The sequence below is a fragment of the Abditibacteriota bacterium genome, from assembly GCA_017552965.1.
GTDB lineage: Bacteria > Armatimonadota > UBA5829 > UBA5829 > UBA5829 > RGIG7931.
Window position 1 is genome coordinate 1 of sequence record JAFZNQ010000031.1, and the last position, 20458, is coordinate 20458.

Sequence of the window (20458 nt, forward strand, 5' to 3'; positions counted from 1 at the left end):
TCAGATCGGCGTTCCGGTCCAGGGCCTTGATCTCCCTGAGGAGGCTGTCCTCCAGCCGTCGCAGGCACAGGTATGTCTCCGTGAGAAAGTTGCCGCTGCCGCAGGCGGGATCAAAAAAGGTGAGGCCGCGCATCTTTGCCTGGAGAGCTTCCAGCCTGCGCCGTTTGTCCCGGGGCGTCTCTCCCTCGGCTTTTTTGATGGCTGCCAGTTCGTTTCTCAGTCCGTCCAAAAATAGTGGGCCTATGAGTCTGTGGATGTTTTGCGGTGTGGTGTAGTGCATGCCGCCGCTGCGCCGGGACTCGGGGTTCAGAGTGGACTCAAATATGCCGCCGAAGATGGTGGGGGATATCTGGCTCCAGTCAAAATTGGCTGCCTCAGCCATCACCGCCTTTATGTCCGTGGTGAAGTTCGGTATCTCCGTCTCGTCCCTGAACAGCCCCCCGTTGACGTAAGGGAAGTCCAGATTGTTGTAGGGGTCCCGTTCGGCAATAGGGGTGTCCAGAACCCGGAACAGATTGATCAATTCTCTCCGCAGCTGCTCGGCAGGGGTCCGCTTGACAAAGCTGATAAAGGAGCCGCTCTCAAATATGCCAGCGTCTTCGCAATAGAGGCAGAACACCAGCCGGACGCAAAGGACGTTGAGGGCGTGCAGCGCCTCGGGCGTGTCGTTGATATACCGCTCTCCGAGAGCCTGATACAGCTTCGATATACGGAGACCCGCATCCATATTGATCTGCTTGTCGTTTTCGATACGGAAGTTGCGGGAATCGATGATCACCTTCAGCAGCTCGGGATCTCTGCCGAATTCCTCCAGTGAAAACTCTTTGTAGTGGTTTCTGAGCTCCACCGAGTTGAAAGCCTTTCTGTCATATATGCGAAAGGTGTCGAACTTGCAGGTGATGAGATACTGGGGCTGTTCTCTGGTGGACTGCTGCTCGGCGTAGCCCTGGACCTGCTGGAGAGGAGTCTTGCCGGAGCTTTGGACGGCGTCCAGATCCACGTTGAGGGACTTTTGCTCTATCATGATGCCGGCGTCCTTCAGCCACACGTCGCAGAAGCTGCCGTCGGGCATATGCTCCTCAAATACTGCCGAATCGGTGTTGTATTCCAGCACGTCCTCCAGTAGCTCCAGCCAAAATCGCTGGCAGTCCTGGCGTTCGTTTCCTTTTCCGGCCCATCTGAGGGCGAATTCACGGGCTTTTTGTCTGTTGATAGGCATGAGTCTATCTCCGTTATTAATTGGCTATATATCAATTATAGCAGTTTTCGCTATCGGTGGCAATATGCGGCCTGTCCTTTCACCATACACAAAACAGCGCCTCCCGGGGTGCCGGGAGGCGCTCGTCTGCGCGTTTATTCCTTGACCAGCGGTATCTCCTGTCCGTCGGCTATGATCAGACGGTTGGGAGCCTGAAACTGTTCCGCTCTTGTCTTGTCAAACAGGGCGCCGGGCGCCATATGGTAGGGGACGTTGTGCCTGGCCCCTACGAGGACGGCGCACTGGGCGGCTTCTTCGACGTCCATGTTGTATTTGCCGTCGCAGCAGAAAAAGGCGTAGTCCAGGTGTCTCTGGGCCAGATCGGGCATCTGCTTGGTCCGGGAGGTGTCGCCGCACACGTACACGGTGACTCCCTCGGGCAGGGTGAGGATATAGCCCACGCATTCCTTCACGTTGTGGTTGGGATTGTAGCCGGCTTCCACGGCCTCCACTGTGACGTAGTCCAGCTCAAAGGTCTGATGCACTCCTCCCTTCAGGGCGTCCTTCCAGGTGATGACCCGGCAGTCGGGATTCCGGCTCTCCACCTTGTCGATGTTGTTGTGGTCGGGATGCCCGTGGGTGACGAGTATCAGGTCGGCCGGCTTTTTGTAGCCCTTGTCGGAGCCCGCGTAGGGGTCCACGTATATCACCTTGCCGTCCCGGGTGGTGATACGCAGGGAGCCGTGTCCCTGATACAGAAGGGTGGACTGACCGGAGGCGTCCAGTCCGGAAATGGTGGGCTTTGTCTCTCCCGTGTCCTTTTTCCTGCAGGCGGAAAGAGCAAAGGCCGCGCAAATCAATAGTACTATTGCGATAATGGCATACTTCATGTGCTTCTCCTTGTGTATTCATAGCAATGGTCCCCCTTTTTCACAGGGGTGATACTTCTATTATAGCAGTTTTCGGCTCAAGGGGCAACAAAGTGAGTATACTGTCTTTTTTTTCGTCAGATACGCCAAAGGCTGCCGATGGCGAGTCCTCTGGTCCTCATATGTGATACAATAAAGAGGGACAGAGCCCGCAGGCTCTCCCCACAGATATCAAATAATGTGGTGTCAAGATGAAATATCACGTGTTATTGCTGCTCGTCCTGCTGGCGGTATCTGCGCAGGTCTTCGGGGCCTGCTATATAGACTTTTCCACCGGAAAACGGGAGGGGATGGAAGCCCGCCCCACCGCGGACGGCCAATTTACGGTGGGGGCGGCGGACGGTGTGGTCTGCGCCCGTTCCGGAGAAGACCCCAATAGCAGGATGATCTATCTGGACGTGACAGAGCCCTTGCCCGCCGGCCAAAGGGCCTTTTTGATAGTGAAGGCCTATGACAGCGCCGGTCCTGTGTTCGTGCAGTATGACGGCAAAAACGACGCCTACACCATGTCCCCGGACGTGCATGGTCAGAATGGGACCGGGTCTCTCGTGACCATGGTCTTTATCCTGCGGGACCCTGTGTGGTCCGACAGAGAAAACGGCGGGCATGACCTGCGTATCAACGGTATCAACGGAAGCATTGCAGTCAAAAGAGTGGAGGTTACCTTGGAAAGACCCGAAGATTACATCGACCCTGTGGAAGAGCTGGACAACATGAGGCCCAACGTCCTCAATCCGGGAATGACGGCCATACAGCAGTGGCAGGTCCATTACCGCCTGAACCCGGAGGACCTGTCCGACCTGACCTTTGAACGCGCCAAAAAGCTGGGCATCACCAGCATGCAGAGCTACGTGGGGCTCAGACAGCTGGAGCCGCAGGAAGGTCAGCCTGATTTTTCTGTCTATGACGGGCTCACGGGTCAGCTGGAAAAGCACGGCATGAAGTGGCTGCCTTTTCTCATCATGGCTCCCGAGGTGTCGGTGCCGGACTGGTGGAATGAAAAACACGGCGTATTTGCCAAATGCCTGGAGCACGGCGAGGAAGCCCCCGTCCAGTCCATCTGGAACCCGGCTCTCCGGGAGGGGGTAAAGCGTTTTCTCACCATGTTCAGAGAGCACTACAAGCCCGAGGTCATCGAAGCCCTCAACTTTGGCATCTCAGGCTGCTGGGGCGAGTCCATCCAGGTGGTAGGCGGCGGCTTTGGCATCATGGACCGCCATCAGCATCTGGGCTACTGGTGCGGCGACGAATACGCCAGAGCAGACCTGCGGCGGTATCTGAAGGACAAATACGGCTCCGTGGCTGCCCTCAACAAGGCCTGGAAGGCCTCCTTCCGGAGCTTTGAGGACGTGGAGCCCCTGATACCCGGCGAGAAAAAGTATGCAGACAGGGCCGTGGTGGATTTTCACGACTGGTATTACGGCTCCATGACGGATCTGGCGGAGTATTGGGTGAAGACAGCCAGAGAGCTGTATCCCGACACTCCCATATATCTGTGCACGGGAGGAGACGGCAACCCCATGATGGGAGCAGACTTTTCCGATCAGGCCCGCCGCATCGCCCCTTACGGCGCCGGCATACGCATCACCAATCAGGGCGACAACGTGTTTGAAAACTTTTCGGTGACCCGCATGGTGTCCTCCGCCTGCCGCCTCTACGGACAGTATTATACCACTGAGCCGGGCGGGGACAACACTCCCGACGGGATAGTCACCCGGGTCTTCGACGCCACTGCGGGCGGCGCCATAGGGGCTTATTTCAAATACCTCATGGACGCTCCCGACCTGCCCAACGTGAGGGGCATCAAATTTGCCGAATACAACAGATATTTCAGGAAGCAGGCTCCCCGTCTGAAGGTGGCGGCTCTCATGCCCAACACCTCCCTGAGCCTGCAGCCCGGCATCATATATGACTTCATCAGGCGGTCCTCGCTGCTGAGGCATGCCCAGGACTTTGAGTGGCTGGACGAGAATATGATAGAGGACGGCCTGGCGGACCGGTTTTCCGCCATAGTCCTGCTGGCGGGACAGACCTATGAGCAGGCCACCCTGGACAGGCTGGAAGCCTGGGTGAAAAACGGAGGAGTCCTCTTCGCTTCCAATGACCTGCTGCCTCTCATAAACGTGGAGGGCGAACATTGCGCCTGGCTGAAAAAGAGCGGGCAGTCTTCTACTCCGGGCATCCCGGAGGAATACGCGGCCGCCGCCAAAAAGGCGAAGGAGGACGGCGCGGACGCCGAGGTCATGATACCCGGCGCCGACGAGCAGGAGGAAAAGGCCCTCTTATCCGCCGCCAAGCCTCACGGAGAGGGGTGGACTGTGGTGTTCCCCGAGGGCGAGCCCCTGTATATCGGGCTGGTGTCCGCCTGTCTCTATTCGGAACACGCTCCCTGGAGCGACCGCTGCAGCCTGGTGAACGCGGGTGAGCCTCATCCCGCCTGTCTGGCGGCAAGGCGCATAGACGGAGAGTTTGACGACGTCATTTCCTCGGTCATCAACACGGCCGAGGGCAAAAAGGTCTATTATATGAACAACTCCTTTGAGGACGTGTACAAGACCCTTCCCGGCGGACGGGAGATACTGGTCCGGGCCCGGAGCATAGCCGAGACCTCTCTCGATGAAGCCTGCCTCGGACAGGAGTTCGAATACTCCCCATACTCCGATCCCTACGGGCTGCCCAATCCCCCGGATCACAGGCTGGACTACGCCTGCGGAGGCGTATCTGACTACGCTCTGGTGTGGGAGCCGGATGTGGAGGGCAGCGATTGGGTGATCCTGCTGCACGGGCACGGGTCCCGGGCGGATCAGCCCTACACCCGGCCGGACGTGGCCTCCCACTGGCTGACCCGGCTGAAGGGCCGGTACGGCATAGTGTCCTTTGATACCATGGGCAACGGCTGGATGAACCCGGGCTGCGCGGCGAATATGCACAATATGCTCTGCTGGCTGAAAAAGCGATTCGGTGTCGGGGAGTTTGCCCTCATTGGCGGCTCCATGGGAGGCACCGGCGCCCTGAGCTACGCCTGTCAGTATCCTCAGGATATAGACGGCGTGGTGGCTCTCTGCGCCTGCACCGACATAAAGACTTACACGGAGTTTCTCCGGGAGGCCGCCGCGAGGGCGCCTCAGCCGGGGGTGGAGGAGGATATCCTCCAAGCCATACTCAGGGGCTTTGACGACGACCCGGTGAAATACGAGGCAGTCTCTCCCCTGACATACAGCGACAGGCTCAGTATGCCGGTCTTCATTTCCCACTCCACAGGAGACGCCCTTATCCCTGTGTCCAACAGTCAAAGGCTGGCGGCGAAGCTGGCGGACAAGGCCGACTTTGAATATCTGGAGATAGAGGGCGGGCACCACGACACCACTCTGATGCCCGGCTTTGACAGAGGCATGGAGTTTCTCACCGAGCATGCAGCGCTGAAAAGCGGAGGGCTCAGGCAATATACGGACAGCCTCTCCAGCGACAATCCCTCGCTGAACAAGGCCTTTGACATCGCTCTCAACGATATATGGTGCAACATCAGGCCCTACAAGGGCTTCGACGCCTGCCTGTGCGCCGGCTTTGACTATCCCACCCCCTGGACCAGAGACACGGCTATCAACACCAGAAACGCCGGATATCTGTATCCTCAGGTGGTGAAAAACAATCTGTTTTCCATGACCGAGATCGACGCCTCCGGCAGAGTGCTGACGGACTCCATCGAAAGGCCCGAGTGTTCCGGCAACTATTGGGACTCCGTCATCTGGACCATGGGGCTCTGGTATTGCTATCTCTACACCGGTGACGAATCGCTTCTCCGGGAAGGCTATCCCGTGGTCAAAAGGACTCTCGAAGCCTACCGCAAGCTGGAATTCAATCCCGACTGGGGCCTCTTTATGGGCGGCGGAGTGTATGCGGACGGCATCAGCGCCTATCCCGACCACTACAGGGAAAAGGACGGACAAAACCCGGGTATAGCCTGGTGGGCCAGACGCAACCCGGACAAGGCCTATCCGGGCACGGTGTCCGGCGACCCTATGGCCACTCTGTCCACCAACTGTATGTATTACATCTCCTACGCGCTGGCGGCGAAGATGTCCGATATACTGGGCGCCGGAGACGGGGACAAATGGCTGGAAGAGGCCGCGTCCCTGAAGCAGGCGGTGATAAAGACCTTCCGCAACGGGAAAAAGGGCTCCTACGACTATCTCATAGACCACATGGGCAAATGCGACAGTCAGGAGGCTCTGGGCATCAGCTTTGCTGTCTTGTCCGGCATTGCCGACAGGGCGGATGCGAACATGATATTTGACCATCTGAAGTCCACCCCCTGGGGAGTGGCCTGTGTGGAGCCTGCCTTTGGCAGATACAAGCCGGACCCGGATACCTTCGGCAGGCATTGCGGCACCGTGTGGCCCTTCGCCTCCATGTTCGTGGCCGAGGCTGCGGCAAAGGCGGGCAGGGGAGACGTGTACAGCCGGGAGGTCCGGCTGCTCACGGAGATGGCCCTGAGACACGACGGCTTTTATGAGATATATCACCCTCTGACCGGGGAGCCCTACGGAGGTATGCAGGAGCCCGACAAGGACAAGGCCAGCTGGCGCAGCGTGCCCAGACAGACCTGGTCCGCCACCGGCTATATCAGAGCCCTGACAGCCGGCGTGTTCGGCCTGTGGTATGACGAAAAGGGAGTGACGGTGCAGCCCGTGAAGCACAGCCTGTGCACCCGCGCCGAGCTGCGGCTCCCCGTAAGGGGCCTGCGGCTCACGCTGAAATATACCGCGGGGGACACGCCTTCCGTGAAGATCGATGGCAAAGAGGCGTCCTTTATCCCATGGAGCGACGCAGGCAGCCATACCATAGAGATCACGGGATAGGGTCGGCCGCCGCAAATCACAAGAGGAAAGGATATGGTGTATCTGTTGGAGGACACGTCAAAGGCCGTCAGGCTGTTTGACGGGATGCAGGACTCTCTCATAGAGTCCTGCCTGCAAAAGGTCATGGGCCGGATATGGGTCACGGACCCTGAGGAGCCGGCGTCTGCCTTTGCCTTTTTGGGCTGCTTCGGCTTTTTGGCCGGGGAGCCCAGCCCGGAGCTGCTCCGGAGCAGGCCGGAGGGCTTTGCCATACTGATCCCCGGCAGCGACGCCTGGGCCCGGCTGATAGAGGCGGAGTGTCCCGAGGCAAAAAAGGTGACAAGATACGCCATCAGGCAGGGCGCCCGGTTTGACAGGGCGTCCCTGAGCCAAAACCTGCAGCTCCTGCCCAAGGGCTATGAGCTCAGGCGCATCGACGGAGCCCTGTATGACCTGTGTCTCGCCAGCCCCGGGACGGAGGACTTTGTGGGCAACTTCGATGACAGGGAGCACTTCTTGCGTGAGGGCAGAGGCATGGTCATAGTCAGGGACGGAGAGATCGTGTCCGGCGCCTCCTCATATTCCCGCTACAGGGAAGGGATCGAGGTGGAGGTGTGGACTGCTGCCCGGGAGAGGCGAAAGCATCTGGCTCTGGTGTGTTGCTCCGCTCTCATCCTCCTGTGTCTGGATGACGGGCTCTATCCCAGATGGGACGCTGCCAACCTGGCCTCGGTGGGGCTGGCAGGCAAGCTGGGCTACGAGTTTGACCACGAATACCCGGTCTATGAGGTCCTGTGAACATATATGCTGACCACGCTCCCGGCGCAATGCCGGGGGCTTTTTTGCATCTGCGGAAACGGTCCGGCCGAAAAATCGGTATAATTATTCGGAAGACATCAGAGCAAGGAGCGCTGCTATGATATATACCTGCTGCTATGTTTCGCCGCTGGGCAGGATGATCATGACCTCGGACGGCCGCAGTCTCACGGGACTGTGGTTCGAGGGGCAAAGGCATGCTCCCCGGGTGGATGCCGGGGAGCGCTCCCTCACGGTGTTTCGTGACGCCTGCCGCTGGCTGGAGAACTATTTCGCCGGGCTTGACCCCGGACCCGCCCCGGCGCTGGAGCTGAGGGGCACTCCCTTCAGGCTGCGGGTATGGAACAGGCTGCGGGAGATACCCCGGGGGCAGACCGTGTCCTACTCGGAGCTCTGCGCCCTGCTGGGAGAGGGGTCTCCGAGAGCGGTGGGACAGGCCGTGAGCCGCAATCCCATAGCGGTCATCATCCCCTGTCACAGGGTGGTGGGCGCAGACGGCAGTCTCACGGGCTACGCCGCAGGCACGGACAAAAAGGTCCGGCTCCTGGCTCTGGAAGGGGCTCTGCCGGCTCCGTGAGGCCCTTTTGGCCCGTTTTTGCTGTCCGGCAGTATTTTTTGGCCTTCGATGTGATATAATAATATTGAGTATTGCTGTCTGGCGATACAAGGCTGCTCAAGACTAATCGGACTGATAAATGAGAATTCAACAAAAGAAATCCAATAGGCGATCAAAGACGATGTGCTGTCTCAAAACTATCATCACGTACTTTTTCCTGTTGATATTCGTAGCCATAGCCGCTGTGGTGGGCTACGGAGTGGGGAAGTATTATGACAACGCCCAGCTCATCAACAAGATGGACGTCATCGAGTCCCCCGAGGCTACGGTCATATATGCGGCCAACAAGGACGACAAGGGCAATGACATTGTCATAGACAGGCTCTACAAGGAAGACCGCACCAACGTGGATCTGGACGTGATCCCCGCCAACCTCAGAAACGCTACCATAGCGGTGGAGGACAAGCGGTTTTATGAGCACAGCGGTATTGATTTCAGAGGTATGTTCCGCGCCATGTTCAAGAACCTGTCGGTCAAGAACATGGCCCAGGGCGGCTCTACCATCACCATGCAGCTGGCCCGCAACCTGAAGCTGGGCTTCGGCAGCGAAAAGACCCTGGACAGAAAGGTGCAGGAGGTGCTGGTGGCCTTTCAGCTGGAGCGGCAGCTCTCCAAGGACAAGATACTGGAGAGCTATCTGAACCGCATCTATTACGGCAACGGCGCCTTTGGCGTGCAGGCTGCATCCAAGACCTACTTCAACAAGGACGTCAAGGACCTTACTCTCCCCGAATGCGCCTTCCTGGCAGGACTGCCCAAGGCTCCCTCCTATTACGCCAGGAACAACCAAAAAGCCAATGAGCGCCGCAACGTGGTGCTGAAGCTGATGCTGGAGCAGGGCTACATCACCGACGCCGAATACAACGACGCCGTCAGCCACGATATGCGTATCACCATCACCAAGTCCAAGAGCAAGGGCGGCAAATATCAGCATTTTGTCAACTTCCTTATCAAGGAGCTGGGAGCTTCCTTTGACGAGGACGAGATCTACAACGGAGGCCTCAGGATCTATTCCACTCTGGATACCCGTATCCAGGACGCCGCCGAGAGCGTGTTTTACAGCCACAACGAGCCCCTCAAGAAGCGCTATCCCAAGATAGAGAGCTGCTTCGTGTCCATACAGCCCGGCAACGGCTTTGTGCGGGCCATGATCGGCTCCATAGACAAAAAGAGCGAGTTCAACAGGGCCACCCAGGCCAAGCGGCAGCCCGGCTCCCTCTTCAAGATCATCGATTATTGCTGCGCCATGGAAAAGCTGGGGTGGGGCCCCAGCACCCTCATATCCAACGAGCGTTTTCAGCAGGGCAAGTGGCGCCCCAAGAATTTTGACAACAGATACGGCGGCAGGGTGACCATGCGTCAGGCTGTGGCCAACAGTATCAACCTGCCCGCCATACGCGCCGCGGAAAAGGCCGGCATGAACAACGTGGTGGCTCTGGCAAAGCGTATGGGCATAGAGACGCCCATCGAGCCCAATCTTGCTGCTGCTATCGGCGGCATGGCCGGTATCGCTCCCATAGAGATGCTCATGCCCTACACCGTGGTGGCCAACAACGGTATCCTGCAAAAGGCCACTTGCATAGACCGGGTGTATGACGCAGACAAAAAGACCATATACATAGACAACCACACTCCCAAAAAGGCCACCAGAGTCATAGGCGAAGACGTGAGCAGGAAGATGGACAGCATGCTGCGCAGCGTGGTCACCTCCGGTACGGGCCGCCAGGTAAGCTCGGTCAGGGACGCCAGGGCCAAAACAGGCACCAACGGCATGTATGACGTGTGGTTTGCCGGCTACGTCCCGGGAGTGCTGACTGCTCTGGTGTGGATCGGCACCGATGATTATTCGAAGCTGCCAGGCTACTTCAGCGGCGGCGGCTCCTGCGGTCCCATATGGCGGGGCTTTATGCAGAAGACCCTGGGCTATATGGACGGCTACATAGACAAGGAAGCCCTGAAGAATCTGAAGGTGGAAGACTTTTCCGAAGATTCCGGCAGACGGGGCAGGAGAGAATCCCGGCACAGCGGAGGAGTGTCCGACGCTCCCATCATAGACGAAGCGCCGCGGCCGGACACCTCGTCCGAGCCCTCTTCCTCCGAGGAGCCTCCGGCTCCCGTGGAGACCGCGCCTCCCGCTCCCGCTCCCGAGCCCGAGCACAGTCATGACGACGTGACAGCAGAACTGTAGAAAGGGACATCATGCCATATATCATCAAAGCGCCGGTCATATCCAACGAGCCCGTGACGGCCAACACCATGCGCCTTATCCTGCGCGCTCCCGAGATAGCCGCGGAATGCAGGCCGGGACAATTTGTCAACATCAGCGCCTGGGGCGAGACCTACGACCCTCTGCTGAAAAGGCCCTTTTCCATCTGCGATGCGGACAAAAGGACCGGACAGATAGTCATCATATACAACGTGGTGGGCAAGGGCACCCGCATCCTGGCGTCTCAAAAGGACTCCTGCGACCTGGTGGGCCCCCTGGGCAACGGCTTTCCCGTCACGGCCGACGACTCCCTGAACCTGCTCATTGGCGGAGGCGCAGGCTGCGCTCCCATGAAGCTGCTGGAGACCGCCATCGGCGAAGCCGGCGGCAAGAGCCGGGTGATATGCGGCTTCGGGACTGCGGCGCAAAACTACGCAGACGCCCTTTTTGACAGTCCGATCATATCCACTGACGACGGCACCTGCGGCGTCAGGGGCTTTGTCACGGGACCTGCCGAGCAGTGTATCAGAGACCACGCGGAAGGTCCGGTGAGGCTCTGCGTCTGCGGACCCACTCCCATGATGAAGGCCGTGTGCGCTCTGGCTGCCGGATTTGAGCAGGTGACAGAGGTGTGGGTCAGCCTGGAGAACGTGATGGCCTGCGGCATAGGCGTGTGTACCGGCTGCGTGTGCAAGCTGAAGAGCCCCGAGGGCTTCGAATACAAGAGGGTGTGCAAAGACGGCCCTGTGTTCAGAGGGGAGGACGTGATATGGTAACTGCTGTCAACCTGGGCGGGCTCATGCTGAAAAATCCGGTGACTGTGGGCTCCGGCACCTTTGGCTACGGTATGGAGATGGCCGAGTTTTACGACATATCCCTGCTGGGCGGCATCTCCGTCAAGGGTACCAGCCTCACTCCCAGAGCCGGCAATCCCTATCCCCGCACCTGCGAGACGGCCTCCGGCATACTCAACGCCATAGGCCTGCAGAATCCCGGCGCAGACCGGGTGCTTGCGGAATATCTGCCCCGGCTGGAGGGCTGCGATACCAGAGTCATACTCAATATCATAGGCAATACGGCCGACGAATACGCCGCTCTGGCGGAGATGTTTGACGGCTGCTCCAGAGTGGACGCCTTTGAGCTCAACGTATCCTGCCCCAACGTGAAGACCGGCGGCATAGCCTTTGGCACCTCCGCTCAGGGCATCAGTTCCGTGGTAAGCGCCGTCAGAGCCCGCACCGCCAAGCCTGTGATATGCAAGCTGTCCCCCAACGTGACCGATATAACAGAGATGGCCCGGGCGGCAGAGGCAGCCGGCAGCGACGCCGTATCCCTGGTCAACACCTTTTTGGGCACTGCCATAGACCCCTACAAAAAACGCTTTGTCCTGGCCAACCGCACCGGCGGGCTCTCAGGCCCCTGCATAAAACCCCTGGCTCTCCGTATGGTGAACGACGTCTTCAGGGCGGTACGGATACCCGTGCTGGGGCAGGGAGGCATCATGACCGGTACGGACGCCATAGAATTCATGCTGGCAGGCGCTACCGCCGTCAGCGTGGGCACCGCCAATCTCACCAAGCCGGACGCGGCTCTGGACGTGGTAAGGGGCATCGAGGAATATATGCGCGAAACGGGAGTGGAGGACGTGAATACTCTCATAGGCGCAGCGATATAATATCAGGAGACAGATAATGGCTACATTATTCGGAAAGCACTATACCAAGGCCCAGCTCATGAAAAAAGCGGGCAACATAGACCAGCTGGGTGGCGTAAAGCGCATGCAGTTCTGCGACGGCACCTCCAAGGGCGTGGAATGCGCCGTATTCGACACGGGCGCGGGCCTGACCTTTACGGCGGCCATTGACAGGGCTCTGGATATCACCTCCGCCCGGTTCAACGGCATGAGCCTGTGCTACAGGACCCCCATCGGAGACAAGAGCCCCTATTTTTACGATCCCGCAGGATTGGAATGGCTGTATTCCTTCCCCGCAGGCATGTTTTCCACCTGCGGCCTCATGAACGTGGGCGTGCCCAACGAGTTTGACGGCGACGTGAAAGGCCAGCACGGCAGAGTGAGCAATATCCCCGCTTCCAACGTGCACGTGGACGGCTATTGGGACGGCGACGACTACATCATGTTTGCCAAGGGCAAGATCAGAGAGACCGCCTTTTTCGGAGTGAACACGGTGATAGACAGGACCGTCAGCGCCAAGCTGGGTGAAAACAAGGTGAGAGTGGAGGACGTCATCACCAACGAGGCCAACAGGCCCATGCCTCTGATGGTGCTCTATCACATGAACACGGGCTTTCCTCTGCTGGACAAGAACAGCTACATCTGCTTTGCTTCCGAAAAAGCGGTGCCCAGAGACGAGGAGGCCGAGAAGGGCAAGGATATATACAACGTGATGCAGGAGCCCGAGAACGGCTATGCGGAGCAGGTGTTTTATCACGACATGAAGTCTCTGCCCGACGGCACCACCTGCGCAGCCCTCATCAATCCGGACCTGCAGCTGGGCTACTACGTGAAATACAACACCAACGAGCTGGGCTATATGACTCAGTGGAAGTGTATGGACGAAGCCCAATACGTGGTGGGCATAGAGCCCGCCAACTGCCACGTGTACGGCATGGCCTGGGAGGCCGAAAACGGCACTCTCGAATATCTGGATTCCTTTGAGTCGAAGCACATCGCCTTTGAGATAGGGGTGCTCTCCGGCAAGGAGGAGATAGACGAATACAAGGCCTGCGTAGAAAAGATCATGAAGAGCTGAAGGGCGGACCCCGCAGCTGCTGAGTAAACGCAAAAAAAACGGCGATGACTCTGTGTCATCGCCGGCTTTTTGTGTCCCTTACATGTACTGGGGCAGAAAGAGCATGATGTAGTAGTAGGCAAAGGGAGCGGTAAAGAGGATACTGTCTATCCTGTCCAGCACTCCGCCGTGCCCGGGGATGATGTTGCCAAAGTCCTTGATGCCTATCTCTCTCTTGATGGCGGAGGCGGTCAGGTCGCCCATCTGGGACACCACACCGAACACTGCTCCCATAAACAGGGCGTGCTGCAGCGGCAGATGGATGAACCAGCCCGTTACCAGAGCCAGTATCACGCTGCCGGTCCAGCCGCCTATGCTGCCTTCCCAGGTCTTGTTGGGGCTGGATTTGGGGCTCAGCTTGCGCTTGCCGAATTTTCTGCCTACAAAATAGGCAAAGGTGTCGGTGGCCCAGGTGCACAGGAGCACCAGCATCAGCAGGCAGTTGCCCGCGGGCACCGTCTTGCCCCAGAATTCCATGGTGCCGCCAAAGCATTTGAGCATGACCAGATGGCTCAGGAGCCAGCCCAGATACACGGCGCCGAACAGAGTGATGGATATGTTTTTCAGGGGCTCTCTGTTGGGGCGGAAAAACTCCGTGAGAAACCCGAGAAACAAGAGTCCGCTGATCATCAGCGGAAACATGGGGGTGATGCTCAGCACGTCATGTCTGAGGGACAGCCGGGCAAAGCCCTGGATGTGTATGGACAGAGTGCTGACTATCTCCTGAGCGAGAGCGTCTAGCTGGCTGTCGCTGCTGGGGATATTCCGGGAAATGGAATCCAGCACCTTTTGGGCCAGCTCCTCGGTGTTTTCGGGAAAGGTGACGGCAGAAAACACGCACACCGCAGTGGCTATGATGCCCAGCCACCAGATAGGGTGTATGTTGATCTTTTCGGCGCCCTTGTACAGCTCGCATACGCCGATGACGGCGAAGACTGTGACTACGACGGCTATGGGAATGGTATAGGGTATGATGACCACGCCTATGATGATGGCCATTCCTATGAGCGCGCTTACGGTTCTCTGTAACATAGATCTATCCTTGACTCGTGTTTGTCAAATGCCATTTGCCGCAGGCAGTGCATTTGTAGGGAGTGAGGTCGTTGCCGTATTCCTCATATATTTTGTCACTGTGCGCCCAAGCCGCTTCCTCGCTGTCGTAGCGGGCTTTGCCGCTGCAGGAGCGGTTCAGGACGTTCCAGGCGTTCTTGTCCGAGATCCTTCGCTTTTTGTGGACCTTACGCTTCATTCTCGTCGATGGTGACCTTCTGCATCAGGTCGCCCTGGCGGATGGACTTGACCGTGTCCATGCCGGAGATGACCTTGCCAAAGACCGCATACTGCATGTCCAGATGAGGAAATGCGCCGAGAGTGATGTAGAACTGGCTGGAGGCAGAGTCGGGCATCATGGAACGGGCCATGGCCACCACGCCTTCGGAGTCGTGCTTCAGCTCGGGGCACACCTCCAGAGGGATGTGGACTCCGGAGCCGCCGGTGCCGTCACCCTTGGGGCAGCCGCCCTGGATCACAAAGCCGTCCACCACTCTGTGCCAGGTGAGGCCGTCGTAAAAGCCCTTCTTGGCCAGTCCCACGAAGTTGCGGGTGGTGATGGGAGCCTTGTCTTCAAACAGCTCGATCTCGATGATGCCTTTGTTGGTCTGGATGGTAGCTTTTTTCATGATATACTTCCTGTGTTATAATCTTGTCAGTCTGCTTGCCTGAGAATGGCACAGAGCCACGGCCAGAGCGTCTGCCGCGTCGTCCGGATTCGGGACCGACTTCAGATCCAGGATCCTGGTGATCATATACTGCACCTGCTTTTTGTCGGCGCCGCCGTAGCCTGTCACCGCCGTCTTGACCTCCACGGGAGTGTATTCCCTGATGGGGAGCCCCCGCTGGACAATGGCCAGGTTCAATACGCCGCTGGCCTTGGCCACGTCGATGGCTGTGGTGACGTTGTGATTGAAAAACAGCCTTTCGATGGCTGTCTCGTCCGGCTGGTATTCCGAGATGATGGTGTTGATGTCGGTATATATATCCAGCAGCCTGTCCGGAGTCGGCTTGGTCTTGGGGGTGGTGATCACCCCGCAGTCCACAAATATGCGCTTTCCGCCTTGTGAGTCTATGACGCCGAAGCCTATGATGGCTGTGCCCGGGTCTATGCCAAGTATTCTCATCTTGCCGTCCATTATATTCTATTTTTTATTATACCACATATCCGCTGCGGTTGTCATCTGACCGAAAATCGGGAGCCGCCCGTCTTTTTTTGCCCGGGAGCTATGTGCCCGGGCTCCCCCGTGTGTTATAATAATACTTGAGAACGTATCGGACGAAATATCATGAAACTCAGAATACTTGCCTGCGGGGTCTTTGAGCCCTATCTCGACCGGCTGACAGCCGACAAGGGCGACAGCGTCAGCTGCGTCTCGTTTGACGCCGGGCTCCACGAGACACCCGACCTGCTCAGACAGACCGTGCAGGATGAAATAGACAGAATATCCCGCGAAGGAGAGGACTATGACGCCATAGTGCTCTTTTACGGCTTGTGCGGACGGGGCACCGGGGAGCTGGTCTCCCGTGAGATACCCATCCTGATCCCCAGAGTGCACGACTGTATCGCCCTCTTTATGGGGTCGGATGCGGCCTACAAGAAGGAATTTGGCCGGAACCCCGGCACCTTTTATCACACCCTCGGATGGCTGGTCAAGAAGATCAATCCCAACGAGATGGCCGCCATCGACCTGTATCGCAATTATGACAAGATAGGCTGGGAGCAGCACCCCGAGTATGGCCGTCTGGAAGGCAAATACGGAGAGAGCAACGCCGAATACATACTGCAGTTTGCCGCCTCCTGGCAAAAGAACTACTCCCGGGGCGCCTACATAGACATGGGCTTCGGCGAGGACGAATACGCCGCTCAGACAGAGGTGATGGCCCGGGCCTTCGGCTGGAAATACGAGCGTATCAAGGGAGATATGGGCTTCCTCAGGGAGCTCTTTCGGGGCGTTCACAGCGACAGAGTGTTCGTGCTGCCTCCCTTTTCCGTGTCCAAGGCCAGCGGAGACGACCGTATCTTCAACGCCGTGTCCGCCGGCGAGAGCGAGCACAGCTTTTATGAGACGGAGACAGTGCTCTACTCCGAGGGAGAGTCCCCTCTGCCCAAGGGGGTAGGGCTGGGCATTGACGCCGGCGGCACCTACACCGATGCGGTGATATTTGACTTTGCCCGGCGGGTGGTCATAGCCAAGGCCAAGGCTCTCACCACCTACGAAGACCTGCTTATAGGCATCAACGAGGCTCTCTCCAAGCTGCCGGCCGAATACCTGCGGACGGTGCAGGTGACCAGCCTGTCCACCACTCTGGCCACCAACGCCATAGTGGAAGGCAGAGGGAGCCGGGTGGGCACCATTCTCTACTCTCCCTTTGAACGCTTTGCCGAGGACGCGGGCCTCTCTCCCTGCATACAGGTCAGGGGCGCTCTGGATATATCCGGCGCCGTGCTTGAGGATATTGACCCCGAGGAGGTGCTGGCGGCGGCAGACACTTTGGTCCGCAAGGAAAAATGCCGGGCCCTGTGCGTGGGAGGCTATGCCAGCCTGAGAAATCCGGAGCTGTCCGTGAGGATCAGGGACATCATCCGGGACAAATATCCCGAGCTGTCTGTCATATGCTCTCACGATATCAGCCAAAAGCTGAACGCCGTCAACTCTCTGAAGACGGCTGCTGCCAACGCCCGTCTGATACCGGTGATCAGCAGCCTCATTCACTCCGTGCGCCGGGCTCTCGACCGATGCGGCGTCAGGGGCAGGCTTATGATAGTCAAGGGCGACGGCACCTGCGTGAATACGGACGCTGCTCTGGAACGGCCCATCGAGACAGTGCTGTCCGGCCCGGCTTCCTCAGTCAGCGGCGCCCGGCTGCTGACAGGCATAAAGGACGCCATAGTGGCGGACGTGGGCGGCACCACCACCGATATAGCCGTGCTGAAGGACGGACTGGTGGACATCAGCCAAAACGGGGCGCTGGTGGGCGGCTCTGTGATGCAGATCAACGCCGTAAGCATCAATACCAGCGGACTGGGAGGAGACTCCCGCATATCCTTTTCCCGGGACAGACATATCACCGTAGGCCCCGTGAGAAACGTGCCCATATGCAGCGTGGCGGCGGCCTATCCGCAGGTTGCCGGCAGGCTGAAGGACATGAGCGGCCGCAAATACTCGACTGCGCCGGACACCTCGCAGCTGGACGTGCTGCTCTATTCGCCCTTCTGGGAGAGGGTGAGCCTGTCCCCGGACGAGACCCGTCTGTGCGGCCTGCTGAAGGAAAAGGGAGCCATGTTTGCCTCCGACGCCAGAGACGCGCTGGGGCTGGCCTCAAACGAGCTGCTGCACCTGCCGGCTCTGGAGGCTGCGGGAGCCATCAAGCGCAGCCATCTGACGCCCACGGACCTGTTTCACATACAGGGCAGGATGAGCAAGTGGGACACGGAGAGCGCCCTGAACGCATTGAAGGTGTTTGCCATGCTGCTGGGGACGGACCCGGAGGATCTGACGGAACGCATATGGCGGCAGATCAGATATATGCTCCTGTCCCAGCTCCTCCAAAGAGAGCTGACGGACGAGACCGGCAGGGAATGCGCCCTTTCCGGCGAATCGGAATATATGATCCGGGGCATCACCGACGAGCGAAAGGGCGGAGTGGCCTTTTCCCTCAGTCTGCCCCATCCCCTGATAGCCATAGGCGCTCCGGTAAAGGATATGTTTGAAGGCTTTGACAAATACGTCCATTGCCCGGTCATCATACCCGAACATGCGGACGTGGCAAATGCTGTGGGAGCCGTGTCCGGAGAGATCATTGCCCGGGAGACGGTGTATATCCGCCCCGGCAACGACACCGGCTACATAGTGTATTCATCTCAAAAGCGCCTGGAGGAAAACACTCTCTCGGGAGCCACCGCCACGGGCCTGGAGCTGTGCAAGGAGCTGGCCAGGGCAAAGTCGCTGGCTGCGGGAGCCCGGGAGCCTCTGGTGAGAGTCACCGTCAAGGACAGGATATCCCACACCACCGACGGAGGACTGCTGTTTGTGGAGCGCCTTCTCACGGGACAGGGCTCCGGAGCAAGTATAGAAGCAACACAGGAAAAGGAAGGATAAATGGCGATCAAATACACCATCGAGCCCCTGATGTATTCGCAGGTGGAGCTGGGCGGCGATCTGGCCCGGCAGTTCAGAGAGACGGCAGACTATTACTATGGTCTCAACAACGACGACATGCTCAAGCCCTACAGAGAGCGGGCCTCCATGCCCGCCCCGGGACGGGATATGGGCGGCGTGTACGTGGGCCACTCGCCCTTTGGGCAGTTTTTGGCTGGCTACGCCAAAATGTTTGCCGTCACCCGGGACGAAAAATACAGGGACAAGGCCCTGAGTCTCATGGACGGATGGGCGGAGACCATAGAAGAGGACGGCTTTTTCTTCGACACGAGAGAGCCGCATCTGTGCGCCTATATCTACGAAAAGCTGATGGGGGGCCTGCTGGATATATACTATTACTGCGGGGAGCCCCGGGCTCTGGAATACCTGAAAAGGATCACTCTGTGGGAACAGAAGCACGTGCCGGAGACCAGAGAATACTGCGACGTGGTGGGGAAGGGCACCGGCGAATGGTACACCCAGAGCGAAAATCTGTACCGGGCTTACCTCTATACAGGCGACGAGGACTATCTCAGATACGCGGAGACCTGGGAATACACCGAATACTGGGATGAGATACTCTCCGGCGACCTGCAGGCCATGTATGCCCATCATCCCTGGCATCACGCCTACAGCCACGTGAATACCTTCTGCGGCGCCGCCATGGCCTACATAGTGAAGGGGGACAGGAAGTATCTGGACATACTGAAGGCTGCATACGAGTTCATGCAAAACGAGCAGTGCTACGCCACCGGCGGCTTCGGGACCATGGAAAACCTGCATGACAGAGAGACCACCATCCACAAGCTGCGGACGCGTTACGACAGCTTTGAGACCCAGTGCGGCTCCTGGGCAGGCTTCAAACTGTCCAAGTACCTGCTGTGCCTTACGGGCGAAGCCAAATACGCCGACTGGACCGAAAAGCTGATCATCAACGGCATAGGCGCCTCCATTCCCTCCGGCGGCACCGGCAAGACCTTTTATTATTCCGAATACCGCACCTCCGGGGCCCACAAGAGATACAATCACAACGTGGCCTGGCCCTGCTGCTCCGGCACCAGACCTCAGGCCATAGCGGAATATCACGATCTGATATATTTTCAGGATGACGACGGCATATACGCTGCCCAGTTCTTCGAGAGCGCAGCCCAGCTGACGGTGAAGGACACGGAGGTGTCCGTGAGCCAGCTGGCGGATTTCCCCGCCTCGGACACTCTGATATATGAGATCACTCCTCTCGAAAAGATCTCCTTTGCCTTCAGGTTCCGCCTGCCCGGGTGGCTGTCTGCTCCCGCGGAGGTCCGGGTCAACGGAACTCCCTTTGAATACTCCGTCCAAAAGGGGTGGGGGACACTGGAGAGAAAATGGTCTCCCGGAGATATAGTGGAGATCAGGCTCCCCATGGCCATGGAAGCGAAGTATATGTATGACGACAAGGCCAATCCCTACGCCATAACCCTGGGGCCCACCGTGATGGCTGTGAGAGCCATAGAGGACGGGGGCAATCCTGCTCTGGTCATAGACCCGGACCGGGTGGGAGAGGACTTCATCCCCTGCGAGCACGAGCTCCTGACCTGGGAATACGCTCCCGACAGGAACGTCACCATCAAGCCCTTTTATCTTTTCCGGCAGGAGGAGCAATACTTCATCTATCTGGACAAAGAGGCCCGCATGCCCTTTTATTCCTACAAAAGCGCGGAGTTTGACAAGGGGTGGAAGGACTTCGGCGGCTGGAAGACAGCCTTTTCAAAGGGGCTTGCCTGCCGGTTTTCCTACACGGGCAAGGGAGTCACTCTCCACGCTGTGGGTTATCCGGACTGCGGCATAGCAGACGTGCTGCTGGACGGCAAAAA

15 protein-coding genes are annotated in these 20458 nt (G+C 58.3%); 9 read left to right on the forward strand and 6 right to left on the reverse strand.

Translation table 11 applies throughout. From position 1 onward, the window contains the following. A partial coding sequence (locus tag IK083_03535) for a class I SAM-dependent DNA methyltransferase (protein ID MBR4748629.1) occupies nucleotides 1–1219 on the reverse strand: 1219 nt, incomplete at its 3' end. Between the two features lie 134 nt (nucleotides 1220–1353). Continuing rightward, complete coding sequence (locus IK083_03540) at nucleotides 1354–2088, reverse strand: MBL fold metallo-hydrolase (protein ID MBR4748630.1); 735 nt, start codon at nucleotides 2086–2088, stop codon at nucleotides 1354–1356. A gap of 230 nt (nucleotides 2089–2318) precedes the next feature. Here IK083_03540 and IK083_03545 point away from each other — a divergent pair, with 230 nt between their 5' ends. The 7 genes from IK083_03545 to IK083_03575 all read left to right on the forward strand — a co-directional run bounded on the left by IK083_03545 (nucleotide 2319) and on the right by IK083_03575 (nucleotide 13374). Then, the gene (locus tag IK083_03545; GenBank protein MBR4748631.1) at nucleotides 2319–6986 is read left to right on the forward strand and encodes an alpha/beta fold hydrolase; all 4668 of its coding nucleotides are present in this window, start codon (nucleotides 2319–2321) and stop codon (nucleotides 6984–6986) included. 33 nt (nucleotides 6987–7019) lie between these two features. Further along, the gene (locus tag IK083_03550) at nucleotides 7020–7763 is read left to right on the forward strand and encodes a GNAT family N-acetyltransferase (GenBank protein ID MBR4748632.1); all 744 of its coding nucleotides are present in this window, start codon (nucleotides 7020–7022) and stop codon (nucleotides 7761–7763) included. A gap of 118 nt (nucleotides 7764–7881) precedes the next feature. Then, nucleotides 7882–8358 carry a methylated-DNA--[protein]-cysteine S-methyltransferase gene (locus IK083_03555; protein MBR4748633.1) on the forward strand — a complete coding sequence of 159 codons (477 nt, stop codon included), beginning with the start codon at nucleotides 7882–7884 and terminating at the stop codon, nucleotides 8356–8358. Between the two features lie 160 nt (nucleotides 8359–8518). Next, the gene (locus IK083_03560) at nucleotides 8519–10585 is read left to right on the forward strand and encodes a PBP1A family penicillin-binding protein (GenBank protein MBR4748634.1); all 2067 of its coding nucleotides are present in this window, start codon (nucleotides 8519–8521) and stop codon (nucleotides 10583–10585) included. Nucleotides 10586–10596: 11 nt separating this feature from the next. Further along, nucleotides 10597–11379: a dihydroorotate dehydrogenase electron transfer subunit gene (locus IK083_03565; protein MBR4748635.1), complete on the forward strand. Its 783-nt coding sequence runs from the start codon at nucleotides 10597–10599 to the stop codon at nucleotides 11377–11379. Then, the gene (locus IK083_03570; protein ID MBR4748636.1) at nucleotides 11373–12278 is read left to right on the forward strand and encodes a dihydroorotate dehydrogenase; all 906 of its coding nucleotides are present in this window, start codon (nucleotides 11373–11375) and stop codon (nucleotides 12276–12278) included. Before IK083_03565 ends, IK083_03570 begins: the two co-directional genes overlap by 7 nt. Nucleotides 12279–12294: 16 nt before the next feature. After that, the gene (locus tag IK083_03575; GenBank protein MBR4748637.1) at nucleotides 12295–13374 is read left to right on the forward strand and encodes an aldose 1-epimerase family protein; all 1080 of its coding nucleotides are present in this window, start codon (nucleotides 12295–12297) and stop codon (nucleotides 13372–13374) included. A gap of 78 nt (nucleotides 13375–13452) precedes the next feature. On the opposite strand, the gene IK083_03580 is transcribed toward IK083_03575, so the two are convergent. The 4 genes from IK083_03580 to ruvC are packed head-to-tail and all read right to left on the reverse strand — an operon-like array spanning nucleotide 13453 to nucleotide 15590. Further along, nucleotides 13453–14445 (reverse strand): phosphatidate cytidylyltransferase, encoded by a 993-nt coding sequence (locus tag IK083_03580; protein ID MBR4748638.1) that lies wholly within the window; start codon nucleotides 14443–14445, stop codon nucleotides 13453–13455. 4 nt (nucleotides 14446–14449) lie between these two features. Further along, the gene (locus IK083_03585) at nucleotides 14450–14662 is read right to left on the reverse strand and encodes a hypothetical protein (GenBank protein MBR4748639.1); all 213 of its coding nucleotides are present in this window, start codon (nucleotides 14660–14662) and stop codon (nucleotides 14450–14452) included. Then, nucleotides 14652–15092: a peptidylprolyl isomerase gene (locus IK083_03590; GenBank protein ID MBR4748640.1), complete on the reverse strand. Its 441-nt coding sequence runs from the start codon at nucleotides 15090–15092 to the stop codon at nucleotides 14652–14654. Before IK083_03590 ends, IK083_03585 begins: the two co-directional genes overlap by 11 nt. A gap of 15 nt (nucleotides 15093–15107) precedes the next feature. Beyond that, nucleotides 15108–15590 (reverse strand): crossover junction endodeoxyribonuclease RuvC, encoded by a 483-nt coding sequence (gene ruvC / locus IK083_03595; GenBank protein ID MBR4748641.1) that lies wholly within the window; start codon nucleotides 15588–15590, stop codon nucleotides 15108–15110. 162 nt (nucleotides 15591–15752) lie between these two features. On the opposite strand from ruvC, the gene IK083_03600 reads away from it, so the two are divergent. After that, entirely contained in the window at nucleotides 15753–18566 is a 2814-nt protein-coding gene (locus tag IK083_03600) for a DUF1638 domain-containing protein (protein MBR4748642.1), read from the forward strand. Beyond that, nucleotides 18567–20458: glycoside hydrolase family 127 protein (locus IK083_03605; GenBank protein MBR4748643.1), on the forward strand; the 1892-nt coding region annotated here is incomplete at its 3' end. It lies immediately after the preceding gene.

Coding starts and splice junctions, on each gene's coding strand:
- IK083_03540 (MBR4748630.1), bottom strand. CDS start 2,088: ATGAAGTATGCCATTATCGCAATAGTACTATTGATTTGCGCGGCCTTT.
- IK083_03545 (MBR4748631.1), top strand. CDS start 2,319: ATGAAATATCACGTGTTATTGCTGCTCGTCCTGCTGGCGGTATCTGCG.
- IK083_03550 (MBR4748632.1), top strand. CDS start 7,020: ATGGTGTATCTGTTGGAGGACACGTCAAAGGCCGTCAGGCTGTTTGAC.
- IK083_03555 (MBR4748633.1), top strand. CDS start 7,882: ATGATATATACCTGCTGCTATGTTTCGCCGCTGGGCAGGATGATCATG.
- IK083_03560 (MBR4748634.1), top strand. CDS start 8,519: ATGTGCTGTCTCAAAACTATCATCACGTACTTTTTCCTGTTGATATTC.
- IK083_03565 (MBR4748635.1), top strand. CDS start 10,597: ATGCCATATATCATCAAAGCGCCGGTCATATCCAACGAGCCCGTGACG.
- IK083_03570 (MBR4748636.1), top strand. CDS start 11,373: ATGGTAACTGCTGTCAACCTGGGCGGGCTCATGCTGAAAAATCCGGTG.
- IK083_03575 (MBR4748637.1), top strand. CDS start 12,295: ATGGCTACATTATTCGGAAAGCACTATACCAAGGCCCAGCTCATGAAA.
- IK083_03580 (MBR4748638.1), bottom strand. CDS start 14,445: ATGTTACAGAGAACCGTAAGCGCGCTCATAGGAATGGCCATCATCATA.
- IK083_03585 (MBR4748639.1), bottom strand. CDS start 14,662: ATGAAGCGTAAGGTCCACAAAAAGCGAAGGATCTCGGACAAGAACGCC.
- IK083_03590 (MBR4748640.1), bottom strand. CDS start 15,092: ATGAAAAAAGCTACCATCCAGACCAACAAAGGCATCATCGAGATCGAG.
- ruvC (MBR4748641.1), bottom strand. CDS start 15,590: ATGAGAATACTTGGCATAGACCCGGGCACAGCCATCATAGGCTTCGGC.
- IK083_03600 (MBR4748642.1), top strand. CDS start 15,753: ATGAAACTCAGAATACTTGCCTGCGGGGTCTTTGAGCCCTATCTCGAC.